17 protein-coding genes and 1 pseudogene are annotated in these 22496 nt (G+C 42.4%); 11 read left to right on the top strand and 7 right to left on the bottom strand.

Annotated features, from left to right (window positions below; genetic code table 11):
- The first annotated feature begins 13 nt into the window (after positions 1-13).
- The 3 genes from KZA12_RS07085 to KZA12_RS07075 all read left to right on the top strand — a co-directional run bounded on the left by KZA12_RS07085 (position 14) and on the right by KZA12_RS07075 (position 2511).
- Positions 14-451: a DUF3429 domain-containing protein gene (locus KZA12_RS07085; protein WP_218689737.1), complete on the top strand. Its 438-nt coding sequence runs from the start codon at positions 14-16 to the stop codon at positions 449-451.
- A gap of 196 nt (positions 452-647) precedes the next feature.
- Entirely contained in the window at positions 648-1904 is a 1257-nt protein-coding gene (locus KZA12_RS07080; protein ID WP_218689736.1) for an NnrS family protein, read from the top strand.
- A gap of 91 nt (positions 1905-1995) precedes the next feature.
- On the top strand, positions 1996-2511 hold the full coding sequence (locus KZA12_RS07075) for an Rrf2 family transcriptional regulator (RefSeq protein WP_218689735.1): 516 nt from the start codon (positions 1996-1998) through the stop codon (positions 2509-2511).
- Positions 2512-2685: 174 nt separating this feature from the next.
- Here the strand turns inward: KZA12_RS07075 and KZA12_RS07070 are convergent, their stop codons facing one another.
- Both KZA12_RS07070 and KZA12_RS07065 read right to left on the bottom strand, forming a co-directional pair.
- Positions 2686-3522 (bottom strand): carbonic anhydrase, encoded by an 837-nt coding sequence (locus KZA12_RS07070; protein WP_218689734.1) that lies wholly within the window; start codon positions 3520-3522, stop codon positions 2686-2688.
- Positions 3523-3917: 395 nt separating this feature from the next.
- Positions 3918-4664: a hypothetical protein gene (locus tag KZA12_RS07065; RefSeq protein WP_218689733.1), complete on the bottom strand. Its 747-nt coding sequence runs from the start codon at positions 4662-4664 to the stop codon at positions 3918-3920.
- Positions 4665-4893: 229 nt separating this feature from the next.
- On the opposite strand from KZA12_RS07065, the gene KZA12_RS07060 reads away from it, so the two are divergent.
- Complete coding sequence (locus KZA12_RS07060; protein ID WP_201622103.1) at positions 4894-5685, top strand: ankyrin repeat domain-containing protein; 792 nt, start codon at positions 4894-4896, stop codon at positions 5683-5685.
- A 342-nt stretch (positions 5686-6027) separates the two neighbouring features.
- Here the strand turns inward: KZA12_RS07060 and KZA12_RS07055 are convergent.
- Positions 6028-6147, bottom strand: a pseudogene (locus KZA12_RS07055) (subtype I-F CRISPR-associated endonuclease Cas1); the annotation flags it as partial.
- A 428-nt stretch (positions 6148-6575) separates the two neighbouring features.
- On the opposite strand from KZA12_RS07055, the gene KZA12_RS07050 reads away from it, so the two are divergent.
- The 5 genes from KZA12_RS07050 to KZA12_RS07030 all read left to right on the top strand — a co-directional run bounded on the left by KZA12_RS07050 (position 6576) and on the right by KZA12_RS07030 (position 13888).
- On the top strand, positions 6576-7787 hold the full coding sequence (locus KZA12_RS07050) for an MFS transporter (RefSeq protein WP_218689732.1): 1212 nt from the start codon (positions 6576-6578) through the stop codon (positions 7785-7787).
- A 216-nt stretch (positions 7788-8003) separates the two neighbouring features.
- The gene (locus KZA12_RS07045; RefSeq protein ID WP_201622101.1) at positions 8004-9677 is read left to right on the top strand and encodes a fatty acid--CoA ligase; all 1674 of its coding nucleotides are present in this window, start codon (positions 8004-8006) and stop codon (positions 9675-9677) included.
- A gap of 131 nt (positions 9678-9808) precedes the next feature.
- Positions 9809-10969, top strand: coding sequence for an acyl-CoA dehydrogenase family protein (locus KZA12_RS07040; RefSeq protein WP_201622100.1), 1161 nt, complete (start codon positions 9809-9811; stop codon positions 10967-10969).
- Positions 10970-11096: 127 nt separating this feature from the next.
- The gene (locus tag KZA12_RS07035; protein ID WP_218689731.1) at positions 11097-12359 is read left to right on the top strand and encodes an enoyl-CoA hydratase/isomerase family protein; all 1263 of its coding nucleotides are present in this window, start codon (positions 11097-11099) and stop codon (positions 12357-12359) included.
- 686 nt (positions 12360-13045) lie between these two features.
- Positions 13046-13888, top strand: coding sequence for a hypothetical protein (locus tag KZA12_RS07030; RefSeq protein ID WP_218689730.1), 843 nt, complete (start codon positions 13046-13048; stop codon positions 13886-13888).
- A gap of 145 nt (positions 13889-14033) precedes the next feature.
- On the opposite strand, the gene KZA12_RS07025 is transcribed toward KZA12_RS07030, so the two are convergent.
- The 3 genes from KZA12_RS07025 to KZA12_RS07015 form a co-directional block, all read right to left on the bottom strand.
- Complete coding sequence (locus KZA12_RS07025) at positions 14034-14912, bottom strand: 4'-phosphopantetheinyl transferase superfamily protein (RefSeq protein WP_218689729.1); 879 nt, start codon at positions 14910-14912, stop codon at positions 14034-14036.
- Positions 14913-15120: 208 nt separating this feature from the next.
- Positions 15121-15669: a peptidoglycan-associated lipoprotein Pal gene (pal, locus tag KZA12_RS07020; RefSeq protein WP_218689728.1), complete on the bottom strand. Its 549-nt coding sequence runs from the start codon at positions 15667-15669 to the stop codon at positions 15121-15123.
- A 324-nt stretch (positions 15670-15993) separates the two neighbouring features.
- Positions 15994-16617 (bottom strand): DUF6231 family protein, encoded by a 624-nt coding sequence (locus KZA12_RS07015; RefSeq protein ID WP_218689727.1) that lies wholly within the window; start codon positions 16615-16617, stop codon positions 15994-15996.
- A 545-nt stretch (positions 16618-17162) separates the two neighbouring features.
- On the opposite strand from KZA12_RS07015, the gene pepN reads away from it, so the two are divergent.
- On the top strand, positions 17163-19817 hold the full coding sequence (pepN, locus tag KZA12_RS07010) for an aminopeptidase N (protein WP_218689726.1): 2655 nt from the start codon (positions 17163-17165) through the stop codon (positions 19815-19817).
- Between the two features lie 103 nt (positions 19818-19920).
- Here pepN and KZA12_RS07005 read toward each other — a convergent pair whose 3' ends face one another.
- The gene (locus KZA12_RS07005) at positions 19921-21003 is read right to left on the bottom strand and encodes a 3-deoxy-7-phosphoheptulonate synthase (protein ID WP_201622093.1); all 1083 of its coding nucleotides are present in this window, start codon (positions 21001-21003) and stop codon (positions 19921-19923) included.
- A 180-nt stretch (positions 21004-21183) separates the two neighbouring features.
- Between KZA12_RS07005 and lpxB the strand changes: the two genes are divergently transcribed.
- Positions 21184-22494 carry a lipid-A-disaccharide synthase gene (lpxB, locus tag KZA12_RS07000; protein WP_201622092.1) on the top strand — a complete coding sequence of 437 codons (1311 nt, stop codon included), beginning with the start codon at positions 21184-21186 and terminating at the stop codon, positions 22492-22494.
- The last annotated feature ends 2 nt before the right edge of the window (positions 22495-22496 follow it).

The following is a 22496-nucleotide window of genomic DNA, read 5'->3' as shown; positions in this document are numbered from 1 at the left end:
AAGAAACTAGCTTATGAAAAAACCTAGCCCTTATTTGACCTTTGCCGGTACTATTCCGTTTATAGCGGCTGCTATCCTATTGATTATGGGAGTAGATGCGGTACCAGTGTTTGGCAAGACTGAGCATATCTTAGCCGTTTATGGCTTAGTGATTGCCACTTTTATGGCAGGCGCACAGTGGGGTAATCATTTAAGCTTAACTGATGATAACCGCTGGGCGGTCAGACTGCCTATAGTTAGCAATGTTGTTGCGCTTATATTATGGCTTGGATTTTTGACATTATCAGCTGTTGGTTTTATGGGGTTACTTATCTTTGCCTTTATTAGTTTGCTTATGGTCGATTACGGTCTCTATCAAGCGCAGATTATTAGCCCTGATTATTTTACAGTTAGGAAGTATGTCACAGCGATAGTAGTAGTGGCGCTAATAGTTGCGGTGTGGCAGATGTAAGTCATAAGACTTTACTAGTTTACTAGCTGAGCGGTAAGTATTTAAGTCATCGCTGTTTAAACCCTTACGCGCGCTTATTGTATAATCTATAACATTCATTTAAAATATATATTTAAGCTAGTGTTTATAGTATTAAGCTAACATTGAGCTATCGCTAAGCTAGCATCGAGCTAAAATCTATCGTAAGAAGACTGCCATGCAATCCATCAAGTTACCTAGCCATCCGCCAAAGTCTGTGCATCCTATTCTTAATTTAAGCTTCCGTATATTCTTTAGTGCTGCAGCAATATTTGCCATTATTACGATGCTATTATGGGCATTAGTATCTACTGGGCACACTGCTATTGATGCGCAAACCCTAAATCCGTTATATTGGCATGGCCATGAGATGATATATGGCTATGCTCTAGCAGTAGTGGCTGGGTTTTTATTGACCGCAGTGAAGACTTGGACTGGGGTAATGATGCCGCATGGCTATAAACTGCTCGCTATCTTTAGCTGTTGGGCGCTGGCACGTTTAAGCTGGTTAGCCTTTGGCTTAGGTATCGACTTTGGTTTAAATCTAGGGGCTGAGCATGGCGCAGGGCTGCTCTACGTAGCGGCAGGGTTCGATATGTTATTTATAGGATCGATGGCTTTGGTTATCTTTCGAGCGGTCATGCAAGTTAAGCAGTATAAGCAGATGGGTATTTTGGCTAAGTTGTTGCTACTAACTTTAGGCAATGGCTTGTGCTATTGGGGTATTATCAGCGCTGATATGGCAACTACTAAGCTGGGGATATACTTAGGGTTTTATCTGATCATCGGTTTAGTGCTGACTATTGGCAGGCGAGTAGTGCCCTTCTTTATCGAGCGTGGGCTTAGTATCGATAGTACAGAAACTATCAAAGTACGTAATAGTAAAGTGCAAGATATTGCCAGCTTATTATTTTTCTTAGCCTTTTTTATTGGCGACTTATTTTATCCCAATAAGTATTTACTGACTATTACCGCCCTAGGGGTTGCCGTAGTCAATATCGTGCGCTTAGTAGGCTGGTACCATCGTGATATTTGGCAAAAGCCTTTATTATGGTCATTGTTTAGCGCATTTTTAGGGATGTGTTTGAGTTTCTTATTATACGCTTTACAGCCTTGGTTTGGCTTTAATCATAGTATCGCTGTGCATGGCTTAGCGATTGCAGGAGTTGGAATGATGACTGTTTCTATGATGGCTAGAGTGTCACTAGGACATACTGGACGTAGTATTCATAAGCCGCCCAACAGCGTCAAATTTATGTTTGGCCTGATGATATTAGCGTTTGTCAGCCGAGTGCTATTGCCGCTAGTCGATATGAGTCATTATGGGTTATGGATTATGCTCGCTCAAGGGGCTTGGATTGGCTGTTTTGTACTATTTTGCTTTAGTTACTTACCGCTGCTGGCGCGGCCACGTCCAGATGGATTATTTGGTTGATTAACCTGTATTTAATAATCAGCTCCTTAATAAAACTTATTTCATAAAAAATGCTTAATAAAAGATTACTACCTAATAAGGAAGTCACTCGATGCGACTAACCAATTACAGTGACTATGCGCTGCGCTCGTTGATTTATTTGGCGGTCAAACCAGAACCGCATAAGCTAGCTAATATCAGCGATATTGCAAACAGCTATAATATCTCTAAAAGCCATCTCACTAAGATCATTCATCAGCTCGGTCAGCTCGGCTACATAGACAGTGTGCGGGGTAAGAATGGGGGCATTCGTTTAGCCCGTGCGCCAAAAGATATTAATTTAGGAGTGTTGATTAAGCAAATCGAAGCAGATTTTGCTTTAGTGGAGTGTTTTGTCGTGCCTGCCACTAACGATGAAACAGGTAAAGGGCAACGCGACTCAGCGCTGACCCTTATCGATGCTACCGCCTCACCCGCTATATCTAAGCTTGGCTGTGTCATCAGTCCAGTATGCCAACTAAAATCGGTGTTTTTTGAGGCGTTGACTGCGTTCATTGCAGTACTGGAGCGCTATACTTTAGCTGACATTATTAATAATGAGGCGCAGCTAGCTGAGCTTTTAAGCTAGCTGAGCTTTTAAGCTAGCTGATGGTTGGTGTTTAACAGCTGTTTGATAATTATCATATTATCTACAGCCCACGCATTTAGCTACTAGCCCGCCTAGGCCATAAGCAAAAAAACGACTGTGAAAGTCGTTTTTTTATGCTCGTTTTTAATTAAGTCTATAACTACAGGTCGGCAATTACTGGCTGATCTGCTCTACAATACGGCTGCCTTGTGGCTGTACAGGTCGGTTATTACCTTCATACAAATCAGTCATGATGGCAAGCTGATCGCCGGCAAGCTCAAGCGGTTGCTTAGTGACATACCATTGGACCTGTTCTGAACATGGCGGGGTAGTCAGTGAGCCATCGTAATGATAAAACGTGGGCATGGCTGGAATCAATGCTGATAAATTAACGTTATGAGCGGTAAAGTCGACTTTATTAGCCGCACTGAATTGAGAGCCGGTCAATAGCGCTGCTAAAGTGCTATTAGCTGACCCTTGCTTTAACATCACCCCAACTACGGCTAAGTTGCCAGCGCTATTGGCATGGACAAAGTGTATCTCAGCTGGGTAATTTTGCCCACCGAATTGATGCTCACTTGGCGTATGATAATGGAACTGCTTTAGCTCATAGCGTTCGTTATTAAGGGTGATAGTATTATCTTGAGTAGTCGGAGTATATACCACAGTATGACCAGTATCATTAATGATCAGATCGGCCGTTTGCAGATAACTGATGGTAGGAGTCTCAGTCTTGGTTGCGGTAACTTTAGTAATATCAAGAGGGGACTGCTGCTGACCAATTGAGCAAGCGCTGGCATCTTTAATATCGCCCCAATATTCAGGACCCGTGTGACCAGCATAAGACCAGCTTGGATGAGCAGAGTCTTTGTTATTTTTATGAGCCGAGGCGGCCTTTACCGAGCTAGTAGAAGGGGCTGCACCTTTTAAAATTGGAGAGCTGTTGTTGCAGGCAGTGAGGCTTAGAGCAGCCACTGCTAAAATAGAAACCGTTAAAAAACCAACTTGCATAGTTAAATCCTTTTAATAGTTAAAGGGGCATAAGCAAAGTAGCTCATATAGAGCTAGCCGTTATACCTGTTGCTACCGAGGATTATTCATCCGTTTTATCAATATTAGCTAAATCATATGATTAGCTATTATTAATAAGTAGGGCTATTTTTTAACAGAACTTATCACCTTTTGCAAATTATTACTGAAAAATGATGATTAATGGTGAGGAGCCAAGCCCGCGCTAATAAAAAAGGCCAGCTTTTCAGCGGCCTCTATCTTTAATAACTTCTATAATGACTTATCTGATAACAATGCATCGTTATGCATCATGTTAAGCGTCGCTAAGCTCTCAATCGCCATGATTACTAGCTATCATCACTTACCCTAAATAAGGCTGATTTAAAGTCACCTATTTAAGCTTGTTCAAGTTTAGGACGAGCTTTGTTGATGGCCGTTAATAGAGCTTGTTCAAAGCCACCAATTTCGAAGTTAACCATACTTGAATGCGCAGCACAAAAATGCCGAGTATCACGCCACTGATGCGCTAATTGAGTCGCCCAATCGCAATATTGTTGACCCGCATCCGCATCGTTTTTAAGCGCTTTTTTGGTAGTAGGATGTAGCAGCAACTCAGGTAAAACCGCTTTGAGTAACTTTGAGGGCGGACTCATAAAAGTATCATCGACATGTAAGCTTTGGCTGACAGGATGATATACCAATAGCGAGCCTGCATGAACCTTCTCATTAGGCGAGATATAGTGGATACCTTTGGGCACAGAGAATTCAAGCTCAGGATAGCGCATGGCAACGGCTTTGCTCTCGACTAAATCATCGCTCCATTGCACTGTGGGCACTTGTTTGTGATGACGCTCACTGCCATAAAAGGTGGCTTGTGGGAAGTCTTTGGCCATTTGGGCACAGTGCACGGTATGAAAAGGATGCACATTTAATACCGCTTCTACCTTTTGACCATCGTCGGTCAATGCCATGACTTGACTGCGCGCGTCATCGGTGAGGGTATAACTATCCAAAAAAACAAAGCTTCCTGAGGGCAAACGTATTAGTGAGCATTGAGTGCCGATATTGATTATGCCGCCTAAACGAAACGAGCCTTGTATATTCCAAAACCCAGCACCTAAGTCGTAAATTTTATCTGACATTGTTATTATTCCTTATTGAATGAGAAGATAGCAGTATTGAATGATACTCGTGATTGCTCACTAATGAGAATAAGAGTAACAATCGCTATACAGCGTTTTGTGGCGGCATTATATAGTTATGCTTTACAATCTACCTCTATACAGCTGTAAAATTTGATAATGATCAACAGCTGACTTTTATATTAGCGAATTTTTTATTACTATTTAATTGAACTTTTGAGGCTATATTATGAATATCGTTTACAAACTCAGTGTTTCTGCTGTCATGGGCGCCATGTTATTAGCTGGCTGCTCAAATATTAGTCCTGTCACTAGCGCTAACAGCAATGCCACGGTAGCCGTTGCCAAAACAGCGCCAATACCGCAAGTAGGCTATCGTTTTAGCGATGCTGAAAACTTTGATATTGTTAATAAAGACAAGCTATCTTATCGTAATTATTATTCTGAGCCTTCTAAAGGCGCAGATGCTACTTGGTTTGATGCGGTCAAAAAAGGCGATTTAGCTACGGTTAAATATATGGTAAGCAATGGCCAAAATTTAGAAGTTAAAGACACTGGCAATCTGGGCCAAACGGCTTTAGGGTGGGCAGCATTCATCGGCTATGAGGACATGGTGGATTATCTAGTCAGCCAAGGCGCTAGTCTCTATGCCACTGATAAAGGCGATGTCTACAATGTACTAAAATCTGCGGCATTAGGCAAAAATACTAATGTAGTAAAAAAAGTATACGAATGGCTCAACGCTAAAGCGCCAGTAGATCTTAATGACCAAACTCAAGAGAGTGATGGGGAAACCTTGATCATGGTATCTGCCAGTAATAACCGCTTAGAGACGGTGAAGTATTTATTATCCAAAGGCGCTAACCCTAACCTAGTAGCCACTACAAAAGATACCAAACTAGGCTCCTATAACCAAAGCGCTTACTCTTATGCTTGTGGGCGTGGTCATGTAGAGATGCAAAAGTTATTAAAGGCTAATGGTGCCATCAATCATCGTACTGGTAAAGCTAGCTGTGAGTAAAGGCTAGCCTTGCTCCTTACCTGAAAAGTAGAGGGCGGTTATTGATCCTAAGCTTACTATAAATAAAAAGACGACTGAGTATTATCGGTCGTCTTTTTTTGTGTGCCCTATTATTTTCTAAGTGTATTTAGGGTGGTAATAGCTTTTTGCCTTACTATTCATAGCCACAAAACTAGTGAATACGGTTTTGTTTGTAGCTATTTCCTGCTATGCGCTTGTATCTAGCTACTGTCAAATCTACTTATAGCTTATAACAATCCTCCTAAATGATTTTATGTTTCAGTCGGTAATATTTGATTAAGATACGTAGTTTTTCTTTTTAGGACTAATTTGCTAAATCACTTTCTGCATCACCCGACAATGCGACAGATAATAAATATTGGCACGCTTAGAATGCAGGATGGTCTTGAGATCAGAGGAGGCAAAACTATTATCAGTATAAGGATTGGAGGGTTTGCTCATAATGGCTCCTTGCATAAAGCGTTAGTGCTGACACTTGAGGTTTTGCGCTCAAATGTTGACTTTATTTTTATTGAGTAGGCATCAGACTATAAATAATCCATTACTGTTCGTAGGATACCTGTGGAACTTAAGTTTAAGAAGTTACTTAACAAAAGACAATAGCCCAGTTTTTTTAACACGACATCTAACGTCGCTTGTGCTATATTTTTATAGGCTGTTTTGCTCAGTAGTTTTACAAGTACTGTTTTATAGTTTTACAGGAATATATTCATAACACATTGAATCCTGATTTTAGCTACGATTGTGCTACCATCATAAAAATGTATAAGTAGTCATCGATATCTATTACCGCCTTATTTCTATCACCTATGCCTAAACAACAGGCGTCTAACATAGTCAGTATCATCGTGAATAATTCTACAAGTTATATGCAAAAGTCTCCTCTGTTACAGCCTACCAATTCGCCTTCACTGATGTTGAAGATCACCGTTGGTATGATAGGGATGTTTGCTTTTTTGCAAGTCTATTCCATTCAAGCAGTATTGCCGGTATTGATGGTGGATTTTTCAGCGACTGAAGTACAAGCCGGTATGATCGTGGGCGCTACGGTAATGGCGATTGCTATTATGTCGCCATTTTTGGGGATGCTATCTGATGCAGTAGGGCGCAAGTCTTTTATCGTTGGGGCCTTATTGTTCCTAGCGATTCCCACTGCCCTAATTGCTCAAAGTCCTAGTATTGGCTGGATGGGATTGTGGCGATTTATGCAGGGGCTATCCGTACCGGGTATTACAGTCGTTACTATTGCTTATATTGGTGAAGAGTTCGAAGGATCAGACCTTACCAAGCTCATGTCATTCTACGTATCAGGGTCGGTGTTGGGCGGATTTATGGGGCGCTTTTTATTAGGCCATTTACATGAATTCATTGGGTGGCGCCATGGCTATTACGTGATGGCGGTTATGACGCTGATTGGCGCGCTTTGGGTAGGTAAATCCTTGCCTTCATCACGGCGCTTTGTCGCTAATCCTAACTTTCGCTCAGCATTGCAGACTTTGGGCGATCATTTGACTAATCGCTATGTGGTGACCGCTTGTTTGCTAGGATTTTGTGTATTGTTCTCTTTGGTAGGCTGCTTTACTTTTATCAACTTGCACCTTGCCAATAGCCCGTACAGTTTGAGCACCGGTCAGTTGGCTAATATCTTTGCGGTGTATTTAATTGGGGTGGTAATTACCCCATTATCGACGACTTTATTAAGTCGATTTGGCTCAGCACGTACAGTGCGAGTAGCGGTAATGATCTCCATACTTGGGGTGCTGATGACTTTATTGACACCGTTATGGGCTATCGTTGTAGGACTGGCTATTATGTCCTCAGGAGTATTCATAACGCAGGCCGCAACCATCAGTTACATTGCAGTCAATGTCAAAACCGGACGCTCTTTGGCATCGGGTATTTATTACATGGCCTACTATGCAGGCGGTACTATGGGTGCTTGGCTATGCGGATTGGCTTATGCACGAGGAGACTGGTCACTGACGGTGTGGCTATTGCTATTAGTGCAAGTGTTGGCGTTATTAGTTGCCAGCTTTGGCATGATTAAAACTAAGCGTTTGGCTAAATCACAGTCAGCATAGTAGCTACTGTTATAGCGCAAAAAGCTGTTTTTAGAGTGTTAAGGCGCTTTATTATAGCGCTAGATAAGAGCTTTCTTATCATAACCTTCAACAATAGTACACTACGAAAAACAAACGCTGGAATTGACTGTGTTTACGCCCGCTCACTTTACATCAGTGCTATTGTTTCTTACTATCAATATATCCATTTATAATTAAAAAAAGGAAGTTAAGTCCATGTCCAGTATTTACAATAGTGCGCCCTGCGCCTACGAGTTCCCACTCCTCATAAAACAGCTATTAAACCGCGCTAAGACTGTATCTCAAGAGCAAGAAATTGTCTATGCCGACAAAATGCGTTTTACTTATGCAGAGTTTTTCACTCGTATCAATCGCTTGGCTAACGTACTAGCTGATTTGAATCTGGCGGCTGGTGATGTAGTAGCGGTGATGGACTGGGATAGCCATCGTTATTTAGAATCCTACTTTGCGGTACCGATGTCGCAATATATTCTACAGACGGTCAACGTACGCCTGTCGCCTGATAAGGTGCTCTATACTATTAATCATGCCAAACCAAAAGTGTTGATGCTCAATTCTGAATTTGCCGCTTTAGTAAAAGACTATCAGTTTGAGAACTCTAGTATCGAGCATATTATCTGGCTGGATGATAATGGCATTACTGTTGAAGGCGTATTCGGTAACAATCAAAACCGAGTAACTGGTGAATACGAAGCGCTACTGGCTGCTGCTGATGACAGCTTTGAGTTTGCCGACTTCGATGAAAATACTATTGCTACTACCTTTTATACCTCAGGAACGACGGGCAACCCAAAAGGGGTGTTCTTTAGTCATCGTCAATTGGTACTGCACACTATGGCAGAAGCGGCCTCATTAGGCATGTTACCGAATAAACAAGGGGTCAGTTATGGCGATGTCTATATGCCGATGACGCCGATGTTCCACGTGCATGCTTGGGGTTTTCCGTTTACCGCTACTATGGCTGGTCTTAAGCAAGTTTACCCAGGGCGTTATGCGCCAGATACGCTGTTGGATTTAATCATTAATGAAAAGGTCAGTATTACCCATTGCGTACCTACGATACTGCAAATGGTACTCAAAGAAGCGCAGGATCGTAACGTAAGCTTTAATGGTCTGAAGATGATTATCGGCGGTTCGAGATTGACTGAAGGTGTAGCAAAGGCTGCCTTAGCGCAAGATATCGAGGTCTACACCGGCTATGGCATGTCAGAGACAGCGCCGCTGATTAGTTTGACTGAGTTTAGTATTGATGAGCCAGCGATGACTGAGGAAGAGGATATCAGCCGCCGTTGTATGTCCGGTAAACCAGTACTGATGGTCGACGCACAAATTTGGAACGAAAAGGGCGAGTCGGTAGGTACTGGCAAAGATCATACTGGCGAGCTAGTATTACGGGCCCCTTGGCTGACTCAAAGCTATTTTAAAAATCAAGACGCTGGCAGTGAGCTGTGGCAAAACGGTTATATGCACACTCAAGATATTGCTTATGTGCGCCCTGATGGTTATATCAAAATTACCGATCGTTTAAAGGATGTCATAAAGTCTGGCGGCGAGTGGATATCATCGCTTGAGATTGAGACTATTTTATCGCTACATCCTTCAGTTGCTGATGTCGCTGTAATTGGGGTGGCGGATAAGCAGTGGGGCGAGCGTCCAGTCGCCTTGATCGTGCTCAAGCCTAATTGCCAAGAGACTAAAGCAGATGATATCAAGGCCATCGCTGAGCAAGCCGTTAGCAAAGGTATCATTCCTAAATATGGTATACCTAGCGAGTTCCAGTTCGTCGCTGACTTGCCAAAAACTTCAGTCGGTAAACATGATAAAAAGGTTATGCGCGAACAATATACTCAACAGCTAAATGCTAAATAGGCCTAGAGCTAAACCAGCTCATGGTAAACACATAAGCAACTAGGTTGGTAAAAAGCTCATAACTGTTTATGAGCTTTTTATTAAGCTAAAACGACTTTTCCCTATGCTCTTATACGCTTGAGGATCAACTAATGAATTTTTCTTTGACAGCCGATCAGATCGCTTTTAAACAAACCGCCCAACAGTTCGCCTTAAAAGAGCTAAAACCGCATGCGGCTACTTGGGATCGTGAAGGCTACTTTCCAGTAGAGGTCATCAAAAAAACCGGTGAGCTGGGATTCTTAAGCTTATATACCAACCCTGATTATGGCGGTTTAGGTTTACCACGCTTGGATTCTGCTATGGTGTTTGAAGAGCTGGCTTGGGGTGATACCTCAGTTGCGGCCTATTTAAGCATCCATAATATGGTGAGTTGGATGATCGGTGAGTATGGTAGCCCGGCGCTTTGCCAGCAGTATCTACCTAATATGATTAGTGGCGAATGGTTAGGTAGCTATTGTCTAACCGAAGCAGAGGCGGGTTCTGATGCTGTCTCGTTACGTACTAAAGCTGACAGACAAGGCGATTACTATATCCTAAATGGAGAAAAAGCCTTTATATCAGGGGCGGGGGCTACTGACGTTTTAGTAGTAATGGCCCGCACTGGTACTACGGGTGCAAAAGGGGTGTCGGCCTTAGTTGTCGATGCGCAGAGTCCCGGCATTGAATATGGTAAAAGTGAGCATAAGATGGGCTGGAAAGCTCAGCCAACTAGAAGCATCAGCTTTAATAATGTCAAAGTGCCGGTAGCTAATCGTCTTGGTGAAGAAGGTCAAGGCTTTATGATGGCTATGAAAGGCTTGGATGGCGGACGTATCAATATTGGTATTTGCGCAGTTGGTACTGCTCAAGCAGCGCTGGAAACGGCGACTAGCTATGTTAAGGAGCGTAGCCAGTTCGGTAAGCCTATCGCTAGCCTGCAATCGGTACAGTTTAAGCTTGCAGATATGCTAACTCAAACTATTACCGCGCGGCACATGCTCTATCTAGCTGCCAGTAAGGTCGATGAAAATCACCCACAAGCGTCAGTGTATTGTGCAATGGCAAAACGCTTATCAACAGATTTAAGCTTTGAAGTGGCTAACCAAGCTCTACAGCTACACGGCGGCTACGGTTATCTCAATGATTATCCTCTTGAGCGTCATGTGCGCGATTTGCGCGTGCATCAAATACTAGAAGGGACTAATGAGATTATGCGCGTGATTATCTCACGGCAACTGCTTCAAGATGATGGCCTTAAGCACCTTTATTGAGCATTTTTATTAAGCTACCTTTGTTAAGCCAACTATTAAGCCAATTTTGCTGAGCTATTTATTTTCAGTAGGCTTTGGCTATAAGTTTTAACGGATTACTTCATTCTACAACCGATAGGCAGCTATTATGAGCGCAGCAAACGATCCCAAATATCATTTTGATGGCAATACTGACCTCAGTGGCAACATTGATCCTAACGCAGCAGTGCTTTTCGCTACTGAAACCACAGCTAGCGGCCACTTGATTGGTATTATGACTTTGAACAGCCCTAAGTCACTAAATGCTCTAAGTGTAGAGATGTGTCATTTATTGTCACAGCAGTTAGAGCAGTGGCAGTCCGAGTCGCAACTAGTAGCTATCCTATTAAAGGGGGCTGGCGACAAGGCTTTTTGTGCTGGCGGTGATATCCGTAAGCTCTATGACAGTATGTCTGATAGCGCACCGTTCCCCAACCCTTATGCGACTGAATTCTTTAGTAACGAGTATCGTCTCTATCGGCAAATGCACTTTTATCCCAAACCGATAATTCTTTGGGGTGACGGTATTATCATGGGTGGTGGTATGGGATTGATGGCCTCTTGTAGTCATCGAATAGTCACTGAACGCACACGTTTTGCCATGCCAGAGATGACTATTGGTTTGTTCCCTGATGCCTCTGGCAGTTGGTTTTTACAACACATGCCGGCCAAAACCGGTCTGTTCTTAGGGTTGACTGGCGCGCAGTGTAATGGCAATGATGCTTTGCTAAGCAATCTTGCTGAGTATGGGGTGGCTAGTAGTGATTATGATGCGGTGTTGCAGCAGCTATTAGCTAGTGATTGGCAAGCGATGTTTGACTCGGGTTACTTGCTAACTGCGCATAATATTGTTAGCGAGGCGCTGGCCAAACAGCCGACAGTTGAATTAGCAGCAAGCAAATTGGCTATGCACTGGTCATCAATACAGCGACTGATGAATAGCGGGGGTTTAGCCGCTATTGATGCTCTGCTACAGGACGATCAAGCTTTGACACAGTTCGATAGCAATTTTGCTAATGATAGCTGGGTACAGCGAGCGGTACAGACTTATAGACAGGGCTGTCCAGTTACAGCGGCATTGGCCTATACCTTATACCATAAAGTCAAACTGCTATCTTTAGAGCAAATATTGTATCTTGAGCTAAATGTAGCGGTGCATTGTGCTGCTAACCCTGACTTTAGAGAAGGGGTAAGGGCCCTGCTTATTGATAAAGATAAAAGTCCCCAGTGGTCGCGCTCACTAGCAGAGTGCTTAACTGCTGAAGGGCGTAGCTATATCGAGGAGCATCTGGATAACCCTTATACTGCAACTACGCATCCTTTGAGTGAGTGGCTAGGCCTCAATGCACTAAGTGCGCAATACGTACGTTAATGCTAGTTTCGATTGGCTAGTAAGTTGCTACTGATAGCACCAATGATTGTATCCGTTATGGCATGTTTAACCTTCGACCATAGCGGTGTCTATTGCTGAATAGTTCAACACGCTATAACTTAAAATTAAAAAATGATTTGAATCTATAACTATTATTAGGTACTAGTTTACAAAGCTTGACTCAAATTCAATATTTATCAAGCTATAATGCTTGCATAGAGTAGATAGAAATCATTTGTAACATTTTTTGTGTTAATTAACAAATCACAACATTTGATGATATGTAAATACTATATTCTATGCGCTGTTATTCAGACCTTAGTTACAAACGAGTCACAATGAGCAATTATTGGTGCTTAACTAAGCAGCTGAAAATTAAAAATTTACTAATCGCTATTGAATTATTATAGGGCAGCCCTAATAATAGTTCGCTGTATAGAGGATAGGGTTACTTATATATCGTCTTTATGACCGTATTGTAACTATAAACCCTGTATTCATAGATTTGCGTAGTAATGATTACAATTTATACGCAATCTTTACATAATGGTAAATAAAAAGTGCGTCTTTAGGGGTGACTTTTTGCATCAAAATTGTTTTAATCTGCTCAACAAAATGATTGTTTAAAAAGAAAGAAAATAATCGTTTTTTTTGGGTTAGCTATTTCATACTTTAGGAGAATAACCGTGAAACTTATTAAATATACTGCTATTACTGCAGCTGTTTTGGCATCAAGTGCTGCTCTAGCTGCACCTATCATTGTTGTTGACAGTGAAGTAGCACCAGTTGTTTACACTACAGCTGCACCTGCTTATGCTTACCAAGATGCTGGTGTTATTCGTAACACTACTGGCGCGGTAGTTGGCGGTACTAAAACTATCTTTAATACTCTAACTCATCCAGCTTCTATCAGTGCTGAAGTGGGTACTTTAGGTTATGGTGCTAACGTTGGCTTTAGCTTAAATGATAAAGTTGAATTACAAGCTGGTTGGGCAGGTGGCGATGTTGCTGATCTATTCGGCGGCGACTTTGATGCTAACGACGTAAACTACGATGTTGATTCAGACTTCAGCAACCCGTACATGGGCGTTCAACTACGTCCTGCTGGTAACTGGTTCACTATGGGTGCTGGTATTATCGTTCCTGACAACGATCTCGAAGTTACTTCTAACCCTAATGGCGGCGTTTACAAAATTGATGGCGTTCAATACAATGCAGACGATGTAGGCGTATTGAAAGGTTCTATCGATCATCGCAACAAACTAGCACCTTATGCTACTCTAGGTTTCCGTCCTAACATCACTAATAACTTCGGTGTGTTTGGTGAAATCGGTGCTGCATACTTAGGTAAAACTGATGCAGAAGTTCGTTCAGTTGGTGGTGCTAATGGTTTCATCAGAGATGAAAACAACGCACCAACAGGTGAAACTTCAGCTACTGTTGCTCAAAAAGCTCAAGCTGAACTAGAAGATAAAAACTTCATCGAGTGGTTACCAATCGTTAAACTAGGCGCAACTTACCGCTTCTAATTTATAGAAAAGGTTATTCTTCTATAAATAGCAAAGTAATAAAAAAACGACCTTCGGGTCGTTTTTTTTGTTCTATAAATACAGTTTTTTATTATAGCGATGCCCATCAGTAGTGAAACAGTTAGCAGTGTGAGAGTAATAGACTCTAAAAAACAACCAAAGTCTGTTGTTCTGCTAGTATGGCTAGCTGATAGCTAGTTTTCCCTACCTCTATCTCATTGATGATTGAAGTTGAATGAGTAGCTGTTAAAGTGCTTTTTACAGGATGACTAGCAAGGCCTGTAGCACTAAGCTTGCTTTTTAGAACTGGGATAATAGCGCTGTAGTCTATCCCCAATCCTTGAGCCAATTTAGCATTGTGGATTTTTATCATACTTTCTTTTAGCTGCCATAGATATTTGGCGGTGATATCGCGTTGTGACTGGGGCAGAGTGGCTAGTATTAGCAGCTCATTAGCGTGATAATAACGCTGAACAGTCGGCCAAGCAACAAGTTGGGTTTCGATATCGATACCGATTGCACAGCGCAAGCTGATAGCTACGGCAACTTTGCTTTGTAACTTATACTCAAAGCGTGGACTGCTATTCACCTGCTTTGAAAAACGTTGAGTATGATCATCGGAGTGACTAAAGCAAACATAATAGCCGCTATTACTAAGTCGATAAGGGAATGCTGAGTCATCTAAATGGTCGGTAATATTTAGCTTTTTAAGTAAGTCTTTTAATAAAAGACGTACGTCTTTACTCTGCTGTTGGCGCTTATGATGAGCAACTGCAAGGATAGACAATGGCTGCTGTTGGCTGACCTTGTTCCAGTATAATAAGGGTATATCCCTAGTATTTGGGTAGTCAGAGCAGGGGTCTGGATAGGGTGCTAGCTGGCTGGGGAGGTGACTGCGCAACTGCGGCCACAGTATAACGGGTGCCATTAAAGCAGTACTGATAGTAGCTGTAGCGCACCAGCTCGTAGCGGCTAATGGCTCATAGCGAATATTATCTAGGGTGATGGCTTCAAGGGTTAGCATGGTTGATGTCTATCAGTAAAGGGTAAGTAGATAGGGAATATTGCCCCCTTTATAACTACACATTGTTAAATGCTTTGGGTCGCTCTTTAATGAGCCAGTATTAAAAAAAGCCCAGTAATTATCTTACTGGACTTTTAGTACTGGACTTTTATTACTAGATTTTTATTGCTGCAATTTTATCAATGATTGATTGATTGACTAGCAATTATTAATAAGACAGCTCAGCACGACGATTTAAGGCGTAGGCTTCTTCAGTGTTACCAGCAGCGGCAGGACGTTCTTCGCCATAGCTGATCACTCGGATATTGTTAGCAGACACCCCTTGACTAGCTAAATAAGCACTTGCTGATTGTGCACGGCGCTCACCCAATGCGATGTTATACTCACGGCTGCCACGCTCATCAGTGTTACCAGCGATAAGAACGCTAGCCGATGGGTTTGAACTTAGTAAGTTGGCGTGTTGATTTAAGATGGCAGCAGCTTGAGGAGTAATCTCACTGCTATCAAAACCGAAATAAACTACCGCTTGTAGATTACTAGCAGCACTGATGACGGCGTCTGAGTTATTAACTAAGGCACCGTTGTTATAGCCTACTTGTCCACCTGGAATACCTAAAGGCGCAATCACAACTTCTGAAGTGGCACGTTTAGTCGCACAACCAGTAGTCAATGCTACGGCTGTTGATAATACTGCTAGAGCAGCAATTTTAGCAAAACGATTATTAGTAGTACCAGTTTGGATAGAATAACTTGACATGCTTAGCTCCTAAATTCTCAATTGAATTTGTTATTGTTAAAAACAGTTTATAATAAAACCTATACAATCGCTGCTCATAGTAGAGTCGATGTTACGTTATGTAAATAGTATTACTGTAAATGTCAGCAAAGTCTACTATTAATAGCTTAGATATGGGATGAGATATTTGTAGGCTAAGGCAAGACAGTTATAACTACTGTTACCACTATTGATAATAGTAGAATAATAGTATGGTACTAGAGCTTTATTCTGCGCTATTGATTATAGATAGTTTTTAGCAAAATGGTTAATAAAATGCTTCGCAACGCTCTAGTAGCTTATTTATTACCAGCGACGTTTATCCCAGTTTTCAGGATTGGCCCAATAGTCACTGTTTAACCAATTGGGTAAGCGTTTATAGTCATAGAGATTGAATTGCCAGAGGACGATATCAGAAGACGATATTTGCCTATCAGTAACTACAGCCGTATCTGTAACTACAGCAGCAACGATATCAAAGGGAATAAAGCCATAAGTACGTAGATTAATACTCTGCTGCACGGCAATAATCACATGAGCAGCATACAGATCTCGGTAGCGCATTAGTAGTGGAATATAAGCTGGTAGCAACTCTGCTGTCAAGTTAGGTAGCCAAAAACAAGCCAATTGATAACGGCCGAGCATATTTTGTTTAGCCAGCATTGGTAAGGTGGTTGCGCTGTATTCTACTGATGGCTGTTGCTGCTTACTGGGTTTAATATTAGCATCAGTCTCAAATAATGACTTAGACTCTAGCTGGCTCAAAGCGGCTTGATCTTCCACTATCCATAATAGCTCAGCGTTAGTGCTAGTATTGTTATCGTTAGCTATTGGTGCAGCAGCCTCAGCCGCTAAGGTAGCCGATAGGGCGTTGACATAAGTTTTTAATAGCGGCAGCGTAACAGTAGTTTGCATAGAGCGATTTGTCATAAGGGCAGACCATTTTTTTAAGTTTACAAGCTAATAATAGGATACCGTTCTGCCTGCTAAACTCGAAGTGCTAATACAGCAAGGCATAAAATTTTATGTTAATAGTTTTTCATGTTCTATGATAATAAGTCTTTGAAAAAACTTTGTTTATCACTAATGCTATTTATCGTGTCATTGTTCATAATTATTATTTTTTACCAGCGTCATTTTTATAATTATCCTCTTTTAGCAGGATAAATCACAGCCTAGTTATTGAGTAGTAATGAAAGTTTATATCAGTGCGCTTGAAATGAGAATGTTTAAACCAATTAAGCAATAAGACTATTATTATAAAGACCGTATTATTATAAAAAGATTGTCATTATAAAAACAGCATTATAAAAAGGCCATTATAAAGCTCTAGTAAAGCTAGGGTATAACTTTACCATTTTAGTCCTTGTAACAGCCAGACCTTATCTAAAAACTGTATGAATATAGCAGCGTATTATTGATTTTGTGAACGCCATTAACACCTTATAATTATATTAACTTAAATAGGAAACACCATGTCTACTGCTGAGAACGATGCTAACATTATTAACGTTGAAATGCCTGATATTCCAGCGCATGAGCCTAATGAAAGTAGTCATAAAATTAATCTAAAAGACTATCAGCCACCGATTTTTGCCGTTAAAACTGTTGATTTAGATATCAAGATATTTGCTGATCACGCTACTGTTGATAGTAAGTTAGTAATGACACGTCAGACAGCAGGAGACTTAATATTATTCGGTGAAGACATTGAGCTATTAGCCATTAAGGTTAACGGCCAAGTGCTCGATGAAGGGCAGTATCAGCAGCAGCATGGTCAACTGATCATAGCTGATGCACCAGAGCAGTTGACACTAGAGTTGCAAGTACGCCTCAGCCCACAGACCAATACGGCGCTTGAAGGCTTGTATATAGCCGGTAGTGGTAGCGAAACTATGTTTGTCACGCAGTGTGAGCCTGAGGGCTTTCGCAAGATTACTTTCTATCCTGATCGCCCTGATGTGCTAGCGATATTTACCACTCGTCTTGAGGCGGATAAGCGTTATCCCACCTTACTAGGCAATGGTAACTTGGTTGAGCAAGGTGAGGTGGCTGGCGCCCCTGATCGTCACTATGCAATCTGGCATGATCCCACTAATAAGCCAAGCTACTTGTTCGCTTGCGTCTTCGCTGACTTGGCCGTACTAACTGACCATCATACGACTAGTGAAGGTCGTGAGGTTACGCTTGAGCTATTTGCCAAAGCCAGTGACATTGATAAGTGTCATGTCGGCATGCAAGCTCTAAAAGACTCGATGGTCTGGGACGAAGTCAATTATGGCCGCGCCTACGACTTAGACCGTTATATGATCGTTGCGGTCAGCCAGTTCAACATGGGGGCTATGGAGAATAAGGGTTTAAATATCTTTAATACGGCTTGTGTATTATCCAGCCCTGAGACTACTACTGATGCCCGCAGTTTCAACGTAAAAGCGGTTATTGCCCATGAATATTTTCATAACTGGACGGGTAACCGCATAACTTGCCGTGATTGGTTCCAATTGTGCCTAAAAGAAGGCTTTACCGTATTTCGTGATCAATCTTTTTCAGCGGATCAACAGTCCAGTGCAGTACAGCGCATCGATGATGTGGCCACTCTACGTGCGCACCAATTCGCTGAGGATGCTGGGCCATTAGCGCATCCAGTACGTCCTGAAAGCTTCGTTGAGATCAATAACTTTTATACTACTACGGTCTATGAAAAAGGCGCTGAAATCGTCCGTATGTTGGCCAATACTTTAGGGCCTGAGAACTTTCGTAAAGGCACTGACGAGTACTTCCGTCGTTATGATGGACAAGCGGTAACGGTTGAAGACTTCTTATCGGCACTTAGTATTACCGATAGCAAAGTTGAAGACTTTATCGATTGGTATCGTCAGCCTGGGACACCGATGTTGTCAGGGCATCAGCATTATGATAGCCAGACGCAAACGCTGACTATCAGCTTGAGCCAGCAGACTCGTCAGGTACCAGGCTTTGCAGCACCCAAGCCGTTGCCTATTCCTGTGGCGACCGCTTTGTTCGATAGAGTAACAGGAGAGATCGTCAGTGAGCGTATGTTACTGCTTGATCAAGCACAGCAAACCTTTAGCTTCGATAATATTAGCAGCGAACCGGTAGTTTCGTTACTACGTGATTTCAGTGCGCCAGTACAGCTTAACTATGACTATCAAGATGAAGACTTGGCGTTTTTATTGACGCATGAGACCAATGGCTTCAATCGCTGGCAAGTTACGCAAATGCTAGTTAACCGTATCTTATTACAAGGCAGCAATGCCAAGAGTAGCCCAGAAGTTTATTTGCAGGCTTTAGCAAAAACTTTACCAGTACTAGCGGCGACTGATGCGATGCTGGCTGCGCGTTTACTCGATATACCTTCAGCGCAAGAGCTAGCAGCAGCTATTAATGCTGACTATGATCCAGTAGTGGTCAAGCAGCAACGTGAAGACTTATATCGTCAGGTAGCTGATTCGCTAAAAGATCAGTGGGCGCTATTATACGAGCAATTACCTCTGCAACCTTATTCAGACAAGCCAGCAGACTTAGGCGCACGAGCATTACGTAATGTAGTGCTTGATATGGCTTTGAGCGCACAAGTAGCTGGGGCTGAGCAATGGGCGCAGCAGCAGTATGATAATGCCAGCTGTATGACTGAGCGCTTAGGGGCGTTAAAGGCTATGGTCAACCATCAGCTAGCCACGGCCGATAAGTATTTGGCCGATTTTTATCAGCGTTTTGTAGACGATGATTTAGTGATAGATCTTTGGTTTAGTGTCCAAGCCTCTAGTAGTCATGTGAGCACTGATACCATCAACACTTTGTTGGCGCATGCTGACTTTGACTGGAATACCCCGAACCGTATACGCTCTGTGGTCAGTGCTTTTACCGCCCAGCCGGCAGTGTTATGGAGCGCTGAAGGCTTAGATATCTATATTGGCGTGATCAAAAAGCTCGATGATGCTAACCCAGTAATGGCTTCTAGACTATTACAAGTATTAGCCCGTTGGTATACTTTGGTAGAGCCCCGTCGTCAACTAGCCCATGACAAACTCAGCGAATTGCAGCAGCAAGCGACTTCCAAACACGTATTGGAGAGCTTGGACAGCGTTCTTGGCGCCGCCGATAAATAATTTATTAGGCTATAAAATTTAATACGATATAAAATTATAAACGTTAAAAAACCCCCTCTAGTAATCAATACTAGAGGGGGTTTTAGTTTAATGCTTGTTAAGTTTAACGAGTAGGCAAAACGTCTTTTACCATGTCACGTAAGTTATGTAGCGCAGTGACCGTACTTTCCCAATCGAGACAACCATCCGTAATTGAGACACCATACTCTAGTGCGTCCAAATCAGCAGTTAGTTTTTGACTGCCGCCTTTAAGATGACTCTCAATCATCATACCAATGATTGACTGATTGCCATTTTGGATTTGTTCAGCGACATTATTGATAACCATTGGCTGCAAGTACGGATCTTTGCCTGAGTTGGCATGGCTTGAGTCGATCATAATCTTACCGCTGGTTTTGCCTTCAGCTAAAGCGTTCTCTACTTGGGCAACAGCAGTTTCATCATAGTTAGGTTTGCCATTACCGCCACGCAATACCACGTGGGCGTATGGGTTACCTTTAGATTTGATGATTGATACTTTACCGTCTGATGACAAGCCCAAGAAGCTATGGCCTTCTTTGACCGCTTGCATAGCATTAACCGCTACAGTCATGCCGCCATCAGTACCATTTTTGAAACCTACTGGACAGGATAAGCCTGAGCTCATCTCACGGTGGGTTTGGCTCTCAGTAGTGCGAGCACCAATCGCCGACCAGCTGATCAAGTCTTGCATGTATTGGGGGGTATTAGGATCGAGGGCTTCAGTAGCACAAGGTAGCCCTTTTTCATTTAACTCCAATAGTAATTTACGAGCGAGACGCAGACCCTTTTCGATATCGAAGCTATCATTCATATCAGGATCGTTAATCATGCCTTTCCAGCCCACAGTAGTACGTGGCTTTTCAAAATAAACGCGCATCACTACAAAGATACTATCTTCAATCTCTTTGGCCAATATAGCTAAGCGATCAGCATATTCGTGAGCGGCTTTGATATCATGGATAGAGCAAGGGCCAATAACCACAAACAAGCGTTTGTCTTTACCATCTAAGATATCTTGAATGGTATGGCGACCTTTCAGCACTGTTTTATAAGCTTCATTTGAAAGAGGAAGCTCAGTTTTTAGCTCAGCGGGAGTGATCAGGGGGATGAACTTTTCAATATTCACGTCATCAATATCTGCGTTATGAGTAGCTGGTGTTGTCATGATTATATGTCGTTTAACTAATTTATAGGGATATTCATTATGCTTTGAAAACCTTGAGTTGACAAGGGCAGTCGGCGACTTTATTGACTCATAACTGGAATGTCAAAACCAAAATTTTGTTATACTTCTCTATTTATGGTTATACCATTCATAGTAAATCATTACTATTAAGAGTTTTTTATGACTGATTCTATCTCGTATGCTAAAGACACTGAGTTGATTCACCAAGCAACTGATCAACATCTAGCCGTTCCGGTAACGGCAGCTAGGCCATTGGTGATAGGGATAGTAGCCGGTGAAGTATCCGGTGATAGCTTAGGGGCTGACTTTATGCAGCAGATGAATAATCTGCGCGATGATATTGTCTGGGTTGGCGTCGGTGGCACTAAGATGCAAGCACAAGGTCTGCAAAGTATCTTTCCGTTATCACGTCTAGCGGTGATGGGCTTAGTGGAAGTATTAGCCCAATTGTCTGATCTATTCAAGGCACGGCGTGAGTTACTTACTGCCTTTAAAAATGCCAACATTGATTGGTTTATTGGGATCGATGCCCCTGACTTCAATTTACGGGTCGCCAAAAAACTTAAGCCAAAAGGGGTGTTCTGCGTTCAGTATGTCAGCCCTTCGATTTGGGCTTGGCGTGAGTCCCGTATTCATGGCATCAAAGCCGCGACTGACTTAGTGCTATGCTTATTTCCATTTGAGCTGCCAGTATATGAGCGGCATAATCATCCAGCTATCTGTGTTGGACATCCCTTGTTACGCACTATCGAGCATCGTCTAGAAAATACTCCTATCACTCAATTACGTAGTGAACTAGTCTGGCATAATAATGGGCTGCAACAGTTTTTTATCGAGCGCTTTGCTGCGGTTAGTCAGCTAGTTTGTGTAATGCCAGGCTCACGGCGCGGGGAAATTACGGCCATTTTGCCATTGATGCTTGATGGTATGCAAAAATTAGTAGTGCTGGACCCGGATCTATGTTTTATCATTCCAACCGTTGATCAAAACCATCAATATATCGTACAGGAAGTGATAGATAAGTGCTCTGAGCAGCTACGGGCAGCTATTGTAGTGGTCTATGATGAAAGTCAACCTGGCTTTAGCCAACAAGCAATGGCGGCTTCAGATATCATCATACTAGCCTCAGGTACTGCTACCCTTGAAGCGATGTTACTTGAGCGTCCTATGGTAGTGGTTTATCAGCTCAATCAGCTGACTTATCGCATCGTTAAACGTCTTGTAAAAGTATCTTATGTGGCATTGCCTAATATCTTAGCCGATCATGCCATAGTGCCAGAGCTCATCCAAGAGCAGGCTAGTGGTGACAATATTTGCCGGACAGTGATGCAGTTGCTACAGCCGCGCGCCTATCAGGAACAGCTAAATGCGCTAATTGACACTAAGAAAACTCTGCAACAACAAAGCAATCATGACCCAGCTAGTAGTGTGATTGAGCAATGGTACATAAAGAATGATAGCCAACAATGAAC

Origin of the sequence: Psychrobacter sp. BF1 (assembly GCF_019279065.1) — a bacterium.
GTDB lineage: Bacteria > Pseudomonadota > Gammaproteobacteria > Pseudomonadales > Moraxellaceae > Psychrobacter > Psychrobacter urativorans.
Note: the sequence above shows the minus strand (reverse complement) of the source record. Positions and strands in the feature narration are given on the sequence as shown.